Annotated in this window: 15 protein-coding genes; 1 reads left to right on the top strand and 14 read right to left on the bottom strand. The window is 60.9% G+C overall.

Translation table 11 applies throughout. From position 1 onward, the window contains the following. Positions 1-83: 83 nt before the first annotated feature. The 11 genes from gshB to AC3WUT_RS29615 all read right to left on the bottom strand — a co-directional run bounded on the left by gshB (position 84) and on the right by AC3WUT_RS29615 (position 12,911). Complete coding sequence (gene gshB / locus AC3WUT_RS29665) at positions 84-1,049, bottom strand: glutathione synthase (protein ID WP_492350669.1); 966 nt, start codon at positions 1,047-1,049, stop codon at positions 84-86. Positions 1,050-1,266: 217 nt separating this feature from the next. Continuing rightward, entirely contained in the window at positions 1,267-3,135 is a 1,869-nt protein-coding gene (locus tag AC3WUT_RS29660) for a potassium transporter Kup (protein ID WP_492350668.1), read from the bottom strand. Positions 3,136-3,303: 168 nt separating this feature from the next. Further along, complete coding sequence (gshA, locus tag AC3WUT_RS29655) at positions 3,304-4,599, bottom strand: glutamate--cysteine ligase (protein ID WP_492350667.1); 1,296 nt, start codon at positions 4,597-4,599, stop codon at positions 3,304-3,306. Positions 4,600-4,713: 114 nt separating this feature from the next. Continuing rightward, positions 4,714-5,994, bottom strand: coding sequence for a glutamate-5-semialdehyde dehydrogenase (locus AC3WUT_RS29650; protein ID WP_492350666.1), 1,281 nt, complete (start codon positions 5,992-5,994; stop codon positions 4,714-4,716). Positions 5,995-6,048: 54 nt separating this feature from the next. Beyond that, positions 6,049-7,098, bottom strand: a complete 1,050-nt coding sequence (gene holA / locus AC3WUT_RS29645) for a DNA polymerase III subunit delta (protein WP_492350665.1) — start codon at positions 7,096-7,098, stop codon at positions 6,049-6,051. 12 nt (positions 7,099-7,110) lie between these two features. Next, the gene (locus AC3WUT_RS29640) at positions 7,111-7,608 is read right to left on the bottom strand and encodes an LPS-assembly lipoprotein LptE (protein WP_019576987.1); all 498 of its coding nucleotides are present in this window, start codon (positions 7,606-7,608) and stop codon (positions 7,111-7,113) included. A 1-nt stretch (position 7,609) separates the two neighbouring features. Continuing rightward, positions 7,610-10,288: a leucine--tRNA ligase gene (leuS, locus tag AC3WUT_RS29635; protein ID WP_492350664.1), complete on the bottom strand. Its 2,679-nt coding sequence runs from the start codon at positions 10,286-10,288 to the stop codon at positions 7,610-7,612. 78 nt (positions 10,289-10,366) lie between these two features. After that, the gene (locus tag AC3WUT_RS29630) at positions 10,367-10,831 is read right to left on the bottom strand and encodes an ExbD/TolR family protein (protein ID WP_492350663.1); all 465 of its coding nucleotides are present in this window, start codon (positions 10,829-10,831) and stop codon (positions 10,367-10,369) included. Beyond that, positions 10,828-11,478, bottom strand: a complete 651-nt coding sequence (locus tag AC3WUT_RS29625; RefSeq protein WP_492350662.1) for a MotA/TolQ/ExbB proton channel family protein — start codon at positions 11,476-11,478, stop codon at positions 10,828-10,830. The genes AC3WUT_RS29630 and AC3WUT_RS29625 overlap by 4 nt, the downstream gene beginning before the upstream one ends. 12 nt (positions 11,479-11,490) lie before the next feature. Continuing rightward, positions 11,491-12,303, bottom strand: a complete 813-nt coding sequence (gene dapB / locus AC3WUT_RS29620; protein ID WP_492350661.1) for a 4-hydroxy-tetrahydrodipicolinate reductase — start codon at positions 12,301-12,303, stop codon at positions 11,491-11,493. A gap of 56 nt (positions 12,304-12,359) precedes the next feature. Beyond that, the gene (locus AC3WUT_RS29615) at positions 12,360-12,911 is read right to left on the bottom strand and encodes an outer membrane protein assembly factor BamE (RefSeq protein WP_492350660.1); all 552 of its coding nucleotides are present in this window, start codon (positions 12,909-12,911) and stop codon (positions 12,360-12,362) included. Positions 12,912-12,996: 85 nt separating this feature from the next. Between AC3WUT_RS29615 and fur the strand changes: the two genes are divergently transcribed. Next, on the top strand, positions 12,997-13,419 hold the full coding sequence (gene fur / locus AC3WUT_RS29610; RefSeq protein WP_019576981.1) for a ferric iron uptake transcriptional regulator: 423 nt from the start codon (positions 12,997-12,999) through the stop codon (positions 13,417-13,419). A 46-nt stretch (positions 13,420-13,465) separates the two neighbouring features. Here fur and hprK read toward each other — a convergent pair whose 3' ends face one another. From hprK to hpf, 3 genes are all read right to left on the bottom strand, one after another. Then, on the bottom strand, positions 13,466-14,416 hold the full coding sequence (gene hprK, locus AC3WUT_RS29605; protein ID WP_492350659.1) for an HPr(Ser) kinase/phosphatase: 951 nt from the start codon (positions 14,414-14,416) through the stop codon (positions 13,466-13,468). Positions 14,417-14,438: 22 nt separating this feature from the next. Continuing rightward, the gene (locus tag AC3WUT_RS29600; protein ID WP_492350658.1) at positions 14,439-14,906 is read right to left on the bottom strand and encodes a PTS sugar transporter subunit IIA; all 468 of its coding nucleotides are present in this window, start codon (positions 14,904-14,906) and stop codon (positions 14,439-14,441) included. Between the two features lie 143 nt (positions 14,907-15,049). After that, a complete protein-coding gene (gene hpf / locus AC3WUT_RS29595; protein ID WP_492350657.1) occupies positions 15,050-15,379 on the bottom strand; it encodes a ribosome hibernation-promoting factor, HPF/YfiA family in 330 nt (109 codons plus the stop codon). Between the last annotated feature and the right edge of the window lie 210 nt (positions 15,380-15,589).

The raw sequence follows: 15,589 nt of genomic DNA, 5'->3' as shown, positions 1-15,589 counted from the left end.
TCGCTAAGCACTGTTCTGTGCAGTCGAGCCCGCTAGTATACACAAAAAATCAGGCCCGAAACAAGAGTGGCTTCCCGAATGGGTCAATGCACTTTCTTGGGATGGTTCTCAATCCATTGCAAGACAGCATCCGCATAGAGTGAAGCCACGTCGCAACCTGTTTGATCTGCAATTTCTTGGAAGCAAGTTGGGCTTGTCACATTGATTTCGGTAACACAAGAGCCGATCACATCCACGCCGACCAGCAGCAGGCCACGAGCCAAGAGAATCGGGCCGAGGAATTCAGCAATTTCCCGATCACGTGCCGACAGAGGGCGCGCGACCCCCTTGCCACCGGCGGCAAGATTACCCCGCACTTCACCGCCTTGGGGTATGCGCGCAAGGCAATAGGGGACAGGCTGCCCCCCAATGATGAGCACGCGTTTGTCGCCGTCCGCAATCTCGGGCAGATACCGCTGGACCATCACAGAAACAGCGCCATCTTGATTCAATGTCTCAATGATGCTGCCAAGGTTCAGCCCATCATGTCCAACTCTAAAGATCCCCATGCCGCCCATGCCATCCAAGGGCTTGAGGATCACATCGCCATGTTCGGCATGAAAGCGCCGAATCTCAGTGGCATCACGCGTGACAAGCGTTGGGCCGATCAACTGAGGAAACTCCATGATGGCCAGCTTCTCTGGGTGATCTCTCAACGCCGCCGGCTTGTTGAGAACACAGGCGCCCTCGCGCTCCGCCTGCTCCAACAAGTGAGTTGCATAGAAATACTCGGAATCAAACGGAGGATCCTTGCGCATCAACACGGCATCAAAGTCTCGCAGCGCATGATTTTCCGGTGGCTGGGCATTGAACCAGGCCTCGGACTGCCCGGTCAGCACGATCTGCCGGACCTTGGCAGTGACCACCCCACCACTGCGCCAGCTGACGTCGCCAGGCTCGCAAGCGGAGATCACATGCCCACGGCGCTGCAACTCCCGCATCATCACGAAAGTTGTGTCCTTGTAGATCTTGAAGCTCTCCAAGGGGTCTGCAACGAAAAGAATGTTCACTTTGGGTTCCTGAAATGCCGAGCGCAAGAAAACCAAGGCTCGCGACGACGTCCATAACGACATGCCGGGAAAGAACATCAGTTTGATTCCATCCCGGCCACTTTGTCGGCGGCCCCCGTCGTCAAATCCAGAGAAGAACCTGCGCTGTGCGGCACGCCACCATTGCGTGGATTGTGGCAGTGCCGCAAAAATTCTGCAGGGTGCGCTGATGCGCGCGTCAGATTTCGATCTTGCTGCCCAACTCAACGACCGAGTTGTTGGGCAAATTGAGGAAGTCGGCCGCAGCGCTGGCGTTTCGGTGCATCTGTGCAAACAATTTCTCACGCCATGCCGCCATGCCACTGCCAATGGTTGGAATGACGGTGTCCCGCGACAGGAAATAGCTGGTCGCCATGGCTTCGAAAACACAGCCACGCGACCGGATCTGCGCCAACGCCTTGGGTACATCCGGGTCGTTCTTGAACCCGTAATTGATCACCACCTGCCAACAATCGTGTCCCAAGGGTTCGATCTCGACCCGCTTGTCCAGCCCGATCCATGGCACCTCGTGGTTGCGAACCGTAACAAAGAGGTTGTGTTGGTGCAAGACCTTGTTGTGCTTCAGGTTGTGCAGCAAGGCATTCGGCACAGTCCCGACATCCGACGTCAAAAACACGGCCGTACCTTCCACCCGCACGGGTGGGCTGACAAAGACAGACTCCAGAAAAGAACGCAGATCCAGAGAATCCGCCCGCAACGCAGCACTCATCAGTCGGCGGCCTTCCTTCCAAGTGGTCATCACGAGGTATAGAACCAACGCAAATGCCAGAGGGAACCAGCCACCTTGCAAAATCTTGAGTGAGTTTGAGGCCACGAAGCCGATGTCGACCGTGAAGAAGAAGCCCGTCGACGCGATGCAAAGCGGCAGCGGATAACCCCAGCCATAACGGATCACGTAGAAGGTCAGGATGGTCGTGATGCACATCACCAGACTGACAGAGATGCCATAGGCAGCCGCCAGAGCTGACGAGGATCCGAAGAGTGTCACGGCCAGAATCACCCCAGCCAGCAACATCCAGTTGATCGCAGGGATGTAAATCTGTCCGGTGTCCTTGATCGAGGTGTGAAGCACGGAGAGGCGAGGCAGAAAGCCCAGCTGAATGGTCTGCTTGGTGGCAGAAAACGCCCCCGAGATCAGGGCCTGAGACGCGATCACCGTGGCCATCGTGGCCAGGGCAACGATGGGCAGCAGGGCCCATTCAGGCGCCAGAAGGAAGAACGGGTTCTCCGCGGCCGATGGATCCCGCAGGACCAGAGCACCCTGGCCAAAGTAGTTGAGCATCAACGACGGCATGACCAGACCAAACCAAGCAATCTGGATCGGCTTCTTGCCGAAGTGACCCATGTCGGCATACAAAGCCTCGGCACCAGTCGTACAAAGGAAAACCGCCCCCAGGGTGATGAACGCCAGCCCGTAATGCTCGATCGCAAAATGAATCGCGTAGCCGGGCCAGATGGCCTTGAGCACGGAGGGGTTTTGAACAATGGCTGGCACACCCATGACAGCAATCGAAAGAAACCAGACCACGGTGATCGGTCCGAAGAACTTGCCGATATCGCCCGTGCCACGCCGCTGGACCAGAAACAACAGCACCAACACAGCAAGAGAAATGGGCACCACATAGGGCTTGGCAGCCGGTGTGAGAATTTCCAAGCCCTCGACAGCAGACAACACCGAGATGGCCGGCGTGATGATCCCGTCGCCAAAGAACAGGGCCACACCGAAGACACCGGCCATCACCAAAAGATGCCTGGCTTTCGGACGATCCTTCACCGACAAAGAGGCCAGGGCCAGCAAGGCCATCAAGCCCCCCTCGCCGTGGTTGTCTGCCCGCATGATCAGCGCCACATACTTGATGGACACCACCACCGTCAGTGTCCAGAAAAACAGCGACAGCACGCCCAGCACGTTATCTGGTGTGATGGGCACATGCCCACTGATAAACACCTCCTTGAACGCGTAAAGACAGCTGGTTCCGATATCGCCGTAAACGACACCAATAGCGCCAAGCGTGAGCGCCGCGAGAGAGGATTTAGAAGCTGACACAAAAAACGCCCCACCCACAAGGGGCGAGGCCTGTTGCCTGAGGGACCGCTATTGTGCTCTGCAGGCTCAATCGCGCAAGCGGGCAAGCCCCCCTAATCCGCAGGGCAGCAGCAGCTCTGTTGCAGCGCAGCAACTTCCGACCAGCGCCAGTTGCGGCGGCACTGGAAATCAGGCATAGACCTCGGCATTCGGATCTGTGGCCTCCAGCTCATAGCTGCTGGCCAGCATGGCCAAACGGGCAACAACGCCATACATATAGAAGCGATTTGGTGCACTCGCACCCGGCTTCATACCGGGTTGCGGCAGGTGGGTACTGTGCTCGAATGCCAGGGGAACAAAACTGGCCCCGGGCGCATTGAGGTTCTCATCCACACCCCGGTCGGCATGAATGCGGTAGAAACCACCGACCACATAGCGATCCATCATGTAGACCACGGGTTCGGCCACGCTGTCGTTCACGCGTTCGTTGGTCAGCACACCTTCCTGAATGATCACTTCATTGACGGTCTGACCGTCTTTGATCATGTTCATCTTGTTCTTGGTCTTGCGGTTCAGCGCATCCAGGTCTTTCACGTCTCGCACGGTCATGATGCCCATGCCATAGGTGCCGTTGTCCGCCTTGACCACCACAAAAGGCTTCTCGTTGATGCCGTATTCCTTGTACTTGCGCTTGACCTTGGACAGCAAGGCATCCACGTTGCTGCGCAGGCATTCGATGCCCTGATCAGCCGAGAAATCGACGTCGCCACACTTGGCAAACATGGGGTTGATCAACCAGGGATCGATGCCCAGCATCTTTCCAAAACGCTTGCTGATGTCTTCGTAACTCTGGAAATGATTGCTCTTGCGGCGTACCGACCAGCCCGCATGCAATGGCGGCAGCAGGTACTGCTCGTGCAGGTCCTCCAGGATGCCCGGAGCACCGGCCGACAAGTCGTTGTTCAACAAAATGGTGCAGGGGTCGAAGTCCTTCAGGCCCAGACGATGCTGACTGCGGATCACCGGCTCCAAGGTGACCTGCTCACCACCAGGCAGGTCGATCACCGTGGTTTCCTTGATCTCCGGGCTGATCGAGCCGACACGGACGTTCAGCCCAGCCATGTGGAAGATTCGCTGGAGCTGCACCACGTTGCTCAGGTAGAACGTGTTGCGGGTGTGGTTCTCCGGGATCACCAACAGGTTCTTGGCCTCAGGGCAGATCTTCTCGATCGCCGCCATGGCCGCCTGCACCGCCAGCGGCAACATCTCGGGTGTCAGGTTGTTCCAGCCCCCCGGGTACAGATTGGTATCCACCGGCGCCAGCTTGAAACCTGCGTTACGGATGTCCACCGAGGTGTAGAACGGTGGCGTGTGCTCCATCCACTCCAGACGAAACCAGCGCTCAATGGCTGGCGTCGAGTCGAGGATGCGCTGCTCGAGTTCATTGATCGGGCCTGTCAGCGCCGTGATGAGATGCGGAACCATGCGGGCCCTTGTGCGGAGGTGTAGAAACTGAAGAAAGGCAGAACTGGAACGATATGGGGCTGTGTCAGGGCTTTGCAAGCCCCCATCCAGCCAAACAACAGCCGGACAAGCGAATCAGGTGCGGATCTCGCCTTCACCCAACACAATCCATTTCAGCGAGGTCAGGCCCTCGATGCCCACCGGGCCACGGGCATGGAACTTGTCCGTGCTGATGCCGATTTCGGCGCCGAGACCATATTCAAAGCCATCGGCAAAACGGGTGCTGGTATTGACCATCACACTGGCCGAATCCACCTCACGCAAAAACTGCTGGGCATGCACATGGTCACGCGTCAGGATGGCTTCGGTGTGGTGCGAGGAGTAACGATTGATGTGAGCAATGGCTTCATCCACGCCGGCCACCACCTTCACGCTGATGATGGGTGCCAGGTACTCCTCCGACCAATCCTGCTCAGAGGCCTCGACCAGGTGAGCGCCGGGCACAGCGGCCAGCATCGCCAGGGCTTCTGCATCGCAACGCATCTCGACCCCCTTCTGTGCAAACACGGCCCCGATGCGCGGCAGAAAAGCCGGCGCGATACTGCGGGCCACCAGCAGGCTTTCGCTCGCATTGCAAGGGCTGTACTTCTGGGTCTTGGCGTTGTCGGTCACCTTGATGGCCAGGTCAAGATCGCAAGGATCGTCCACATACGTGTGGCAATTGCCGTCCAGGTGCTTGATGACGGGCACCTTGGCCTCGCGGCTGATGCGCTCGATCAAGCCCTTGCCGCCACGTGGAATGATCACGTCCACGTACTCGGGCATGGCAATCAATTGCCCCACCGCCTCGCGGTCGGTGGTTTGCACCAGTTGCACGGCATGCGTGGGCAAGCCGGCCTCCGCCAGTGCCTGCTCTACCAGGCGCGCCAGCGCCTTGTTGGATTCGATGGCCTCAGAGCCTCCGCGCAAGATGCAGGCATTGCCACTCTTGATGGACAGGCTGGCAGCTTCGATGGTCACGTTGGGCCGGCTCTCGAAGATCATGCCGAACACACCGATCGGCACCCGCATTTGCCCCACACGGATGCCACTGGGCTGCTGCTTCATGCCCAGGACCTCACCAATGATGTCGGGCATGGCTGCCAACTGCTCGCAACCTTCGGCACAGGTGTCCAGCACCTTGGGGGTCAACTTCAGGCGGTCCACCATCGGAGCCGACAGGCCTGCGGCGGTGGCCCGCTCCAGGTCGCGTGCATTGTCGAGCGCCAGCGCGGCGGTGTTTTCACGCAGCAGTCGAGCCAGGGCCTTCAAGGCCTTGTTCTTGGTGGCAGACGAGGCACGCGCCATGCTGGCAGAGGCCACCTTGGCCTGCAAACCGAGGGTCTGGGTGTATTCGGCAACATTCAGGGCATTCATGGCCCCATTTTGCCGCAAAGCACTGCGGCAGGCCGCGCCCGTCAAGGGTGGGTGTCAAGGACGACAGAGCGAGCAGACCATCATGGCCAGGCGCTGCAGGGCCTGCCAGTTGTCGCTTGGCCAATCCGGGCGCTTCAGGCCTTTGACAATGCCATCCACCCGATGAGCGGCCTGCAACAGGTCGGCCAGCTCATGTGAGGCCAGGCGTGGGATCACCCGTTCAAAGAGACGCTCGCGCGGGCCCCACACCCGTTGCTCCCGCAAGGCCATGGGCAACGGACGCCCGGCCACCACCGCATCTTTGACCCGCTTGAGGGCACGAATGTCCTCGGCCAGCGTGTAATGCACCAGCACCTCGGCCTCGCCTTCGGCACGCAGGCCGTCCAGCATCCGCTGCACCCGGCCGGCACGGCCAGACAGCACCGATTCGGACAACTTGAACACGTCATACCGCGCCACGTTCAACACCGCGCTCTCCACCTGGGCCGCCGTCAATTCGCCTGCGGGATACAGCAAGGCCAGCTTCTGGATCTCCTGGTGTGCCGCCAACAAATTGCCTTCCACCCGGTCAGCAAAGAACTGCAAGGTGCGCTGCCCCTCTTCGCCTGCCGCCACGCGCTGACTCTGCTGTTGCAGGCGCTGGGCAATCCACGCCGGCAAGGCCTGGCGCTCGACGGGCTCCAGAGCGATGGTGACGCCTTGCTGCTCGAGCGCCGTGAACCATGCCCCCGTCCGTGTCGCCTTGTCCAGGCGCGGCAGGATGAAAATCGTGAGCGTGCTGTCGTTGCCTGCAGCCGCCTGCGCGAGTTGTTGGATCGCAGGGCTGCCCTCTTTGCCCGGCTTGCCGGAAGGGATGCGCACCTCCACGATCTGCCGCTCGGCAAACAGACTCAGCGAGCCGCCTGCCGCCAGGACCTCACTCCAGTCGAAGTGGGCCCCTGCCACGGTGTAGCTGCTGCGCTCGGTATAGCCCTGCGCACGTGCCGCAGCCCGGATCGCATCAGCCGCTTCCTGCTGCTGCAAGGGCTCGTCACCATGCAGGATGTAGAGCGAGCGAAGACCTTTGGCCAGGTGGTTCTGCAGTTGCGCGAAAGCCAGTTGCATGAAACCCTGCCTTCAAAGCTCGCGCACCGCCGCCAGGCGTCGCATGAGCTGCTGCACCACGTCGGTCTGCATGCTCTTGTAAAGCAAGGCTTCTTCGGTTTCCTTGGCCAGGGCCAGGGTTTCGCTGTAGTTGATGTCGCGTTGTTGCAGGATTTCGGTCGGGGCAATCAGCTCCTTGCCCTGCAAGGTGCGCAGCTTGAACCGCACTCGCACCCGCAGCTGAAACTGCCGCACCTGACCCGAGGCGTTCAAGGCCACCACCACTTTCTCGCGCTGGTCCGACAACAGGTCGATGATCACCTGCGCCGTCTCCATCTGCCGGGCATCCCGGATCACCTGAAGTTTGTCCAGCGACTCCAGGTTTCGGCGCAGCTCTTCAGACAGTGGTGAGTTGGGCTGGCCATTGATGAACACGCGCTCGAAGACGAAGTCGGGCGCCCGGCGCAGCTGAAAGCCGCAACCAGTCAGCAACAGGCCCACAGGCCAGATCAGGGCGGTGCGGCGCAGCACGTCAGACCACCAGGTTGACGAGACGACCTGGCACCACCACCACCTTCTTGGGGGCCGCGCCGTTGGCCAACTTGACAAACACCTCGCTGGCCAAGGCGATGCCTTCGATGGCCGCCTTGTCTGCTGTGGCCGGCACGAGGATGGAGCCGCGCAGTTTGCCGTTGATCTGCAGCATCAGTTCGATTTCGTCTTGCTGCAGAGCCGCCTCGTCCACCTGGGGCCAGGCGGCGTCGAGCAAATCACCCAGCGAGCCGGCATAACCCAGCTCGGTCCAGAGGCTGTGCGCCACATGGGGAGTGGCGGGGTAGATGCAACGCAGCAGGATGCCGAAGCCTTCGATCAGGGCCACCTGGGCACCCGGGCAGTCCATGGCCTTGAAATCTTCCAAGGCATTGAGCATCTTCATGGCGCCCGACACCACGGTGTTGTACTGCATGCGCTGGTAGTCGTAATCCACCTGCTTGAGCACGGTGTGCACCTCCAGGCGCAGCGCCTTGGCCTCTTTGCCGAACACCACCTCACCCAGCGAGCTGGCCTGGGCGGTGCTGGCATTGGCGGCCTCGACATTGATCGCCAGCAGCTTGCTGCCAAAATTCCAGACGCGGCGCAGGAAGCGGTAACTGCCCTCCACGGCAGCATCGTTCCACTCCAGGGTGGCTTCGGGCGGCGCCGTGAACATGGTGTACAGCCGTGCGGTGTCGGCGCCGTAGCGCTCAATCAGGTCCTGCGGATCCACACCGTTGTTCTTGCTCTTGCTCATGGTGCCCACCCCCTCGTAGTCGATGGAGGTGCCCACGGGCAGGTCGCCCACGGCATTCTTGAGTTTGGCGCCGACGATCTTGCCGCCTTCGTCGAGCACATGCTCCACGTCGTGGGGCCAGAAATACTCCTTGCCGCCCTTTTCGGTGCGACGAGAGTAGATGTGGTTGAGCACCATGCCCTGCGTCAGCAGCTTGGTGAAGGGCTCGTCCACCTTCACCAGGCCCAGGTCGCGCATCACCTTGGTCCAGAAACGGGCGTACAGCAAGTGCAGGATGGCGTGCTCGATGCCGCCGATGTACTGGTCCATCGGCATCCAGTAATTGGCGCCTTCGGCCACCATGGCCTCGCTGTTCTTCGGATCGCAGTAGCGCATGAAGTACCACGACGAGTCCACAAAGGTGTCCATGGTGTCGGTTTCACGGCGCGCCGGCTGGCCGCAAACCGGGCAAGTCACACCGGCATGGAAGCCTTCATGCTTGTGCAGCGGATTGCCCGACCCATCGGGGATGCAGTCCTGCGGCAGCACCACGGGCAGGTCTTTTTCGGGCACCGGCACCGGGCCATGTTCAGGGCAGTGGATGATCGGGATCGGCGTGCCCCAGTAGCGTTGGCGGCTCACACCCCAATCGCGCAGGCGCCAGGTGGTCTTCTTCTCGCCCAGGCTCTTGTCGGCCAGGGCCGAAGCCACGGCATTCACGCAATCGGCAAACTTCAGGCCGTCATACGGGCCCGAATTGATCATCATGCCGCGCTGCTTGTCACCATACCAGTCGTGCCATTGGGTGCTGTCGTACACCTCACCCTCAACCTGCACCACCTGACGGATCGGCAACTGGTACTTGAGAGCAAACGCAAAATCGCGCTCATCGTGGGCAGGCACCCCCATCACCGCGCCGTCGCCGTAGCTCATGAGCACATAGTTGCCGACCCAAACGGCCACCGATTCGCCGGTCAAGGGATGGATCACGCTCAGGCCCGTGGGCAAGCCCTTCTTTTCCTGTGTCGCCAACTCGGCTTCGGTGGTGCCACCCGACTTGCATTCTTCAATGAAGGCCTGCAGCGCCGCATCGCCACGCGCAGCATGCTGCGCCAAGGGGTGCTCGGGGGCCACGGCGCAAAAGGTCACGCCCATGATGGTGTCGGCCCGGGTGGTGAAGACATACAGCTTGCCGTCACCGATCAACTGGCCGTCATCACCGCGGATGTCATGCGGGAAGGCAAAACGAACCCCCTCGCTCTTGCCGATCCAGTTTTCCTGCATCAGACGCACACGTTCGGGCCAGCCCGGCAGGTGGTTCTGCACCTGGTCGAGCAACTCGGCAGCGTAGTCGGTGATCTTGAGGTAGTAGCCAGGGATTTCACGCTTTTCCACCAGGGCGCCGGTGCGCCAGCCACGGCCATCGATCACCTGCTCGTTGGCCAACACGGTCTGGTCCACCGGGTCCCAGTTCACCGTCTGGGTCTTGCGATAGGCAATGCCCTTTTCGAGCATCTTCAGGAACAGCCACTGGTTCCACTTGTAGTAGCTCGGATCGCAGGTGGCCACCTCTCGGCTCCAGTCGATGGCCAAGCCCATCGCCTGCATCTGCTTCTTCATGTAGGCGATGTTGTCGTAGGTCCACTGCGCCGGCGGAACGCCGTTCTTCAAGGCGGCATTCTCGGCTGGCAGGCCGAAGGCATCCCAGCCCATGGGCATCAGCACGTTGTAGCCGTTCATGCGCAGGTAGCGCGTCAACATGTCGTTGATGGTGTAGTTGCGCACATGGCCCATGTGCAGTTTGCCGCTGGGGTAAGGCAGCATGGAGCAGGCATAGAACTTTTTCTTGCCGGCCTGTTCGGTCACGCGGTAGGCGTCGCGGGCAGTCCAATGGCCATGCGCAGCGCGCTCGACCTCAATGTGGTTGTACTTTTCTTGCATGGAATACTCTGTGGCGACCACGGTTGCCGCCGGTTGGAGGAGCAAGCCCAGCGGCTTGCGATGGGTGGATTTTAGGCGCTAGCGGGCCAGGCCCGGGCCGCCGGGCAACGCAGGCCCGCTCAGGGATGGTGGCCGCGGATCCGCCACAAAGCCAATGCGACTCAAGCCGGCGTTTTGGGCCAGGCCCAGCAGCTCGACCACCCGACCATACGGCACGCGGGCATCGGCCCGCAACTGCACCTCGATCTGCGGGTCTTCCTGGGCCAACTCATGAAGCCGCTGTGCAGCAGCCAAATCGGTCAAGGGGGCCTCGTTGAGGTAGATCTGCCCGCCGGTATCCAAGGCCAGCGACACCGAGCGGTGGCTCTGCACCGGCTGGGCCGCCTCGGAGTGGGGCAGATCGAGGCGCAGGCTGCTGGCCAACAAGGGCGCTGTCAGGATCAGAATCACCACCAACACCAGCATCACATCCACCAGGGGGGTGACGTTGATGTCACTCAGGGGGCGAGAGGTCTCCACCCGCTCAAGGCGACCGAAGCTCACGGCAGCGCCTTCTCAAGCAACAATTCACGCAGATCGCGGGCAAAGCCTTCCAGATCGGCTTCGATGGCCGCAATCAGGCGGCCCATCACGTTGTAGGCCAGCAGCGCTGGTATCGCCACCCCCAGCCCGGCAGCCGTCATCACCAGGGCCTCGCCCACCGGGCCGGCGACCTGATCGAGGGTCAAGGTGCGAACGCCGGCCAACGCAGTCAAGGCATGGAAAATGCCCCACACGGTGCCCAGCAAACCCACAAAAGGCGCGGTGGACGCCACTGTGGCCAGCAGCACCTGCCCCCACTGCAAGCGACGCAGAACCCCATGCAAGGCATCACGAAGGTGGCGGGTGAGTTGCTGCTCACGCGAGCCTGCGCCCGCCAGCGAGCCCGCGGGGCTCAGGGAGGTCGCCGCCTCCACCAAGGGCAGCAAGGCGCGATCACGGTCCAGCGCCGCCAGATGGGCCAAGGCCTGGTCCATGCCTTGAGCCTGCCAGAACACAGCAGTGGCTCGGGGCACATCGCCCCGGGCGCGCCACAAGACCCAGGCCTTGCGGAGAATCACCACCCAGCTGGCCACCGACATCAGCAACAGCAGGACCGCCACGCCGCGCGTGAGCAGGTCGCCATCACCAAGCAATTGCAGGCTGCCCATGGGCGGGGCCGATCAGTTCAGGCCCAGCACATCGAACATGTCGAACAGGCCGGCCTGCTGGGACGCCAGGAAGCGCACCGCCCGCAAGCTGCCCTGGGCATAGGTCGAACGGCTGGACGATTTGTGCGTCACCTCGATGCGCTCTCCGATGCCGGCAAACAGCACCGTGTGGTCGCCGACGATGTCGCCACCACGCACGGTCGCAAACCCGATCGAGGACGGATCGCGCTCACCGGTCACGCCTTCACGGGCATAGACCGCGCAATCCTTGAGATCTCGGCCCAGGGCATCGGCGATCACTTCGCCCATCTTGAGGGCGGTGCCCGACGGGGCATCCACCTTGTGGCGATGGTGAGCCTCGATGATCTCGATGTCGTAGCCCGTCGACAGGGCCTTGGCGGCCATCTGCAGCAGCTTGAGCGTGACGTTCACGCCCACGCTCATGTTGGGGGCCATCATGATGGCGATGTCGCGGGAGATCTCTGCGATCTCGGCCTTCTGGGAATCAGAGAAGCCCGTGGTCCCGATGACGGCCTTGACCCCGAGTTCACGACAGACCTTCAGATGGGCCAGCGTGCCTTCAGGACGGGTGAAGTCGATCAGCACCTGCGCACTCTGCAAGCCCGCGCGCAAATCCGAGGTGATGTGGATACCACTGCCCTGCCCCAGGTAAGCCGTCGCATCAGTGCCCAGAGCCGGGCTCGTCGGCACGTCCAGCGCGCCCGCCAGAACACAGTCATCGGCAGCCTGAACCGCCTCCAGCAACATGCGGCCCATGCGGCCCGAAGCGCCAGCAATGGCGATCTTGTGCAAAGCAGCACTCATCTTCTCAATATCCTGTCTGTCGAAAAAAAGAACCCCGGGCAGTGCCCGCGACCGCATCAGCGACGGGTAGGCTCGAGTGGCGGATAGCTGGCCGGCAAAGGTGAATCGTCCACCTGGGTGCTGGCGCTGACACTGCGTTTGGGCACGGGAAACTTGCTCAGTTGCTCGTCAGTGGCTTCCAGAGGTGGAATCTTCTTGGATTTGGTACGCGAGTCCAGAGTGGCCACAAACTCGGCTTCGCTGGGCATTTCATCGCCTTCGAAGCGATCAAGCGCATCGCCCTTGAAATAGACGCTGAGGCGACGCGATTGCGGCTCCACCCCCTGGCGACGCAAGGTGAACACATAGTCCCAGCGATCAGAATGGAACACGCTGACGACCAGTGGGGTGCCCAGCACCTCCTTGACCTGCTGCCGGGTCATGCCCGGCTGCAAGGCGGCAACCTGCTCCTTGGACACGAAATTGCCCTGGACAATCTCGATCCGATAAGGTGTGACGGCCGTGGCGATGCGGCTGCCAGCGCCGTCGAACGAACCACAGGCCACGACACCGGCACACAGTGCCAGCGACAAACTCAGCCGGGCGCTTCGAGGGGAATAAGCAGACATGGGTCGGGAGGTAGCGATATGATCGGCCCATTGTAGCGGCTGGGCCTGTCAGAGCGGGTTGGTACGCTGGCGGAAGGACCCTTGCATGGCCAATATCGAAGAACTGAAAAATACCGGGCTCAAAGCCACGCTGCCCCGCCTCAAGATCCTGGAGCTGTTCCAGAAAGGGCGCCAACGTCACATGACGGCCGAGGACGTGTTTCGCGTTTTGTTGCAAGAGCAATCGGACATCGGGCTGGCCACCGTCTACCGGGTGCTCACCCAGTTTGAGCAGGCCGGCATTCTGAGCCGAAGTCATTTTGAAAGTGGCAAGGCGGTCTACGAACTCAACGAAGGTCAGCACCACGATCACCTGGTCTGCACCAGCTGTGGCAAGGTCGAGGAGTTCTATGACGCCGAGATCGAACGACGTCAGCAAATGGTGGCCAAAGCCAAACACTGGCTGCTGCAGGACCACGCCATGTCGCTGTACGGCCTTTGCGCCAACTGCGCCAGCGACAAACGCTGAACGCCAGACCCGAATCCGGCCGAGACCCTAGCGGGCCTGAATAGGATCAGCCCTCTTGCTCCATGGCTCGGCGGTGCCGCTCGACAAACTCCTGATAGGTGTCGATGCCGCGCAACTGGAGAATCGTGTTGCGCACGGCGGCTTCCACCAAGACCGCGATGTTGCGACCGGCCACCACCTGGATCACCACTTTGCGCACCGGTACGCCCAGCACGTCCTGGGTCAGGGGCTCGTAGGGCAGGCGTTCGTAGTCGCGCTCCAGGGTTTCCTTGCGGACCAGGTGCACAATGAGCTTGAGCCGCATCTTGCGCCGCACCGCGGTCTCGCCAAAGATTCCGCGGATGTCGAGCAGGCCGATGCCCCGCACCTCCAGCAGGTTCTGCAGCAGTTCCGGACAACGCCCTTCGATGGTGGTCTGATTGATGCGATAGAGATCCACAGCATCATCGGCCACCAGACCGTTGCCCCGCGAGATCAGCTCCAGACCCAGCTCGCTCTTGCCCAGGCCGGACTCACCCGTGATCATCACCCCGAGTCCCAGGATGTCCATGAACACCCCGTGCATGGAGGTGCGATCTGCAAAATGCTTGGACAAATAGGCCCGCAGCACGTCGATCACAAATGCCGATGACTCCTGGGTGGCAAACATCGGGATCTGTGCACGCTCGCACATCGACAGCAAGGCATCGGGTGCAGACTGACCGTCGGCCAGCACCAGCACCGGCGGCTCCAGGGTCACGATACGGGAAATGCGGCGAGCACAATCCTCCGGGGTGGCATTGGTCAGGTAAGCGATCTCCCGCTCACCCAGAATCTGCACCCGATAAGGATGGATGTAATTGAGGTAACCCACGAGATCGGCACCCGATCGGGCGGCCCGGACCACCACCTCATCAAAGCGGCGCTCCGAAGCCCCCAGGCCGGCCACCCATTCCCATTTGAGAATGGAGCGGAATTCCTCGAAGAGGACATCCGCGCTGACGACATTGGGTTTCACGACAGAGACTGCCTCAAAGCCATCAGGCCGGCTGGGTGGATTGCCAGGTGGCAATCATCTGGTGCAGCTCGGTCGCATCGGTGCAGGCCTTGATCCGTTCACGCAAAGGGGCATCGCTGAGCAGCTCGGCAATCTCGGACAGGATTTCCAGGTGTTTCTGAGTCGCTGCCTCGGGCACCAGCAGGAAGATCAACAGGCCCACGGGCTGCTCATCGGGGGCATCAAAACCGATTGGGTTGGCCAACTGGAACACCGCGGCCATCGGGAACTTGAGCCCCTTGATGCGCCCATGCGGAATCGCCACGCCGTGCCCCAGCCCAGTGGAGCCCAGGCGTTCGCGTGCAAACAGGCTGTCGGTGATCAATGCACGGCTGAGGCCGTGAAGGCTCTCGAACAACAGGCCGGCTTCTTCAAATGCACGCTTCTTGCTGGTGGCGTCGACGCACACAAGCACTTGAGCAGCGGGGAGGATGGACGCGAGACGGTTCATGGTGAGTTAGGGCGGATTATGCACCGGTCGTCCAGCTTCGGCGAAAAACCGCAATCAGCCTGCAACTGACAAGAAAAAAGCCGCTGATTTGCAACAGCGGCTTCGGGGATCTTGTCAGCACTCAAAATGTCTGGCAAGCAGCCTCACATCAGGCGTTTGGCTGGGTCGTGATGGTGGTCCTGCATCCGGTCCTTGTGACGAACAACCTGACGATCCAGCTTGTCCATCAACTCGTCTACCGCTGCGTACAGATCCTCATGGGAACTCTCGGCAAACATGTCGTTGCCCTTGACGTGGACATTGCACTCGGCGCGTTGGCGGCGCTGCTTTTCCTTTTGCTTTTCAACAGTGAGTAAAACCTTCACATCAACCACCTGATCAAAATGTCGGGTGATCCGGTCCAGCTTGGTCGTCACATAACTACGCAAGGCGGGTGTAACTTCGAGGTGATGACCGCTGATCGTCAAGTTCATGAGTAGCCTCCTGTGCACTCTGGGTTGAAAACGCCACCTTTCAGGGTGGATGGCGAACCTCAAATTCGGTGAACCTGAATTCACTATGCGCCCGCAAAACCCGAATTGCAATGGCTTTTCATCAAGCCGTCACGGGTTTTTGAGCCAACTCGGGAAAGCCCTCAGAAGCCCCTCCACGGCACACGGATGAGGCCTTGACGCGACCTCAGA

Source organism: Curvibacter sp. EU05-FHT14A10, from assembly GCF_058791075.1.
Note: the sequence above shows the minus strand (reverse complement) of the source record. Positions and strands in the feature narration are given on the sequence as shown.

What these genes read in the sequence shown, in the direction of transcription:
- gshA (WP_492350667.1), bottom strand. Translation starts at nt 4,599, where the DNA reads ATGGTTCCGCATCTCATCACGGCGCTGACAGGCCCGATCAATGAACTC.
- AC3WUT_RS29650 (WP_492350666.1), bottom strand. Translation starts at nt 5,994, where the DNA reads ATGAATGCCCTGAATGTTGCCGAATACACCCAGACCCTCGGTTTGCAG.
- holA (WP_492350665.1), bottom strand. Translation starts at nt 7,098, where the DNA reads ATGCAACTGGCTTTCGCGCAACTGCAGAACCACCTGGCCAAAGGTCTT.
- leuS (WP_492350664.1), bottom strand. Translation starts at nt 10,288, where the DNA reads ATGCAAGAAAAGTACAACCACATTGAGGTCGAGCGCGCTGCGCATGGC.
- AC3WUT_RS29625 (WP_492350662.1), bottom strand. Translation starts at nt 11,478, where the DNA reads ATGGGCAGCCTGCAATTGCTTGGTGATGGCGACCTGCTCACGCGCGGC.
- dapB (WP_492350661.1), bottom strand. Translation starts at nt 12,303, where the DNA reads ATGAGTGCTGCTTTGCACAAGATCGCCATTGCTGGCGCTTCGGGCCGC.
- AC3WUT_RS29615 (WP_492350660.1), bottom strand. Translation starts at nt 12,911, where the DNA reads ATGTCTGCTTATTCCCCTCGAAGCGCCCGGCTGAGTTTGTCGCTGGCA.
- fur (WP_019576981.1), top strand. Translation starts at nt 12,997, where the DNA reads ATGGCCAATATCGAAGAACTGAAAAATACCGGGCTCAAAGCCACGCTG.
- AC3WUT_RS29600 (WP_492350658.1), bottom strand. Translation starts at nt 14,906, where the DNA reads ATGAACCGTCTCGCGTCCATCCTCCCCGCTGCTCAAGTGCTTGTGTGC.
- hpf (WP_492350657.1), bottom strand. Translation starts at nt 15,379, where the DNA reads ATGAACTTGACGATCAGCGGTCATCACCTCGAAGTTACACCCGCCTTG.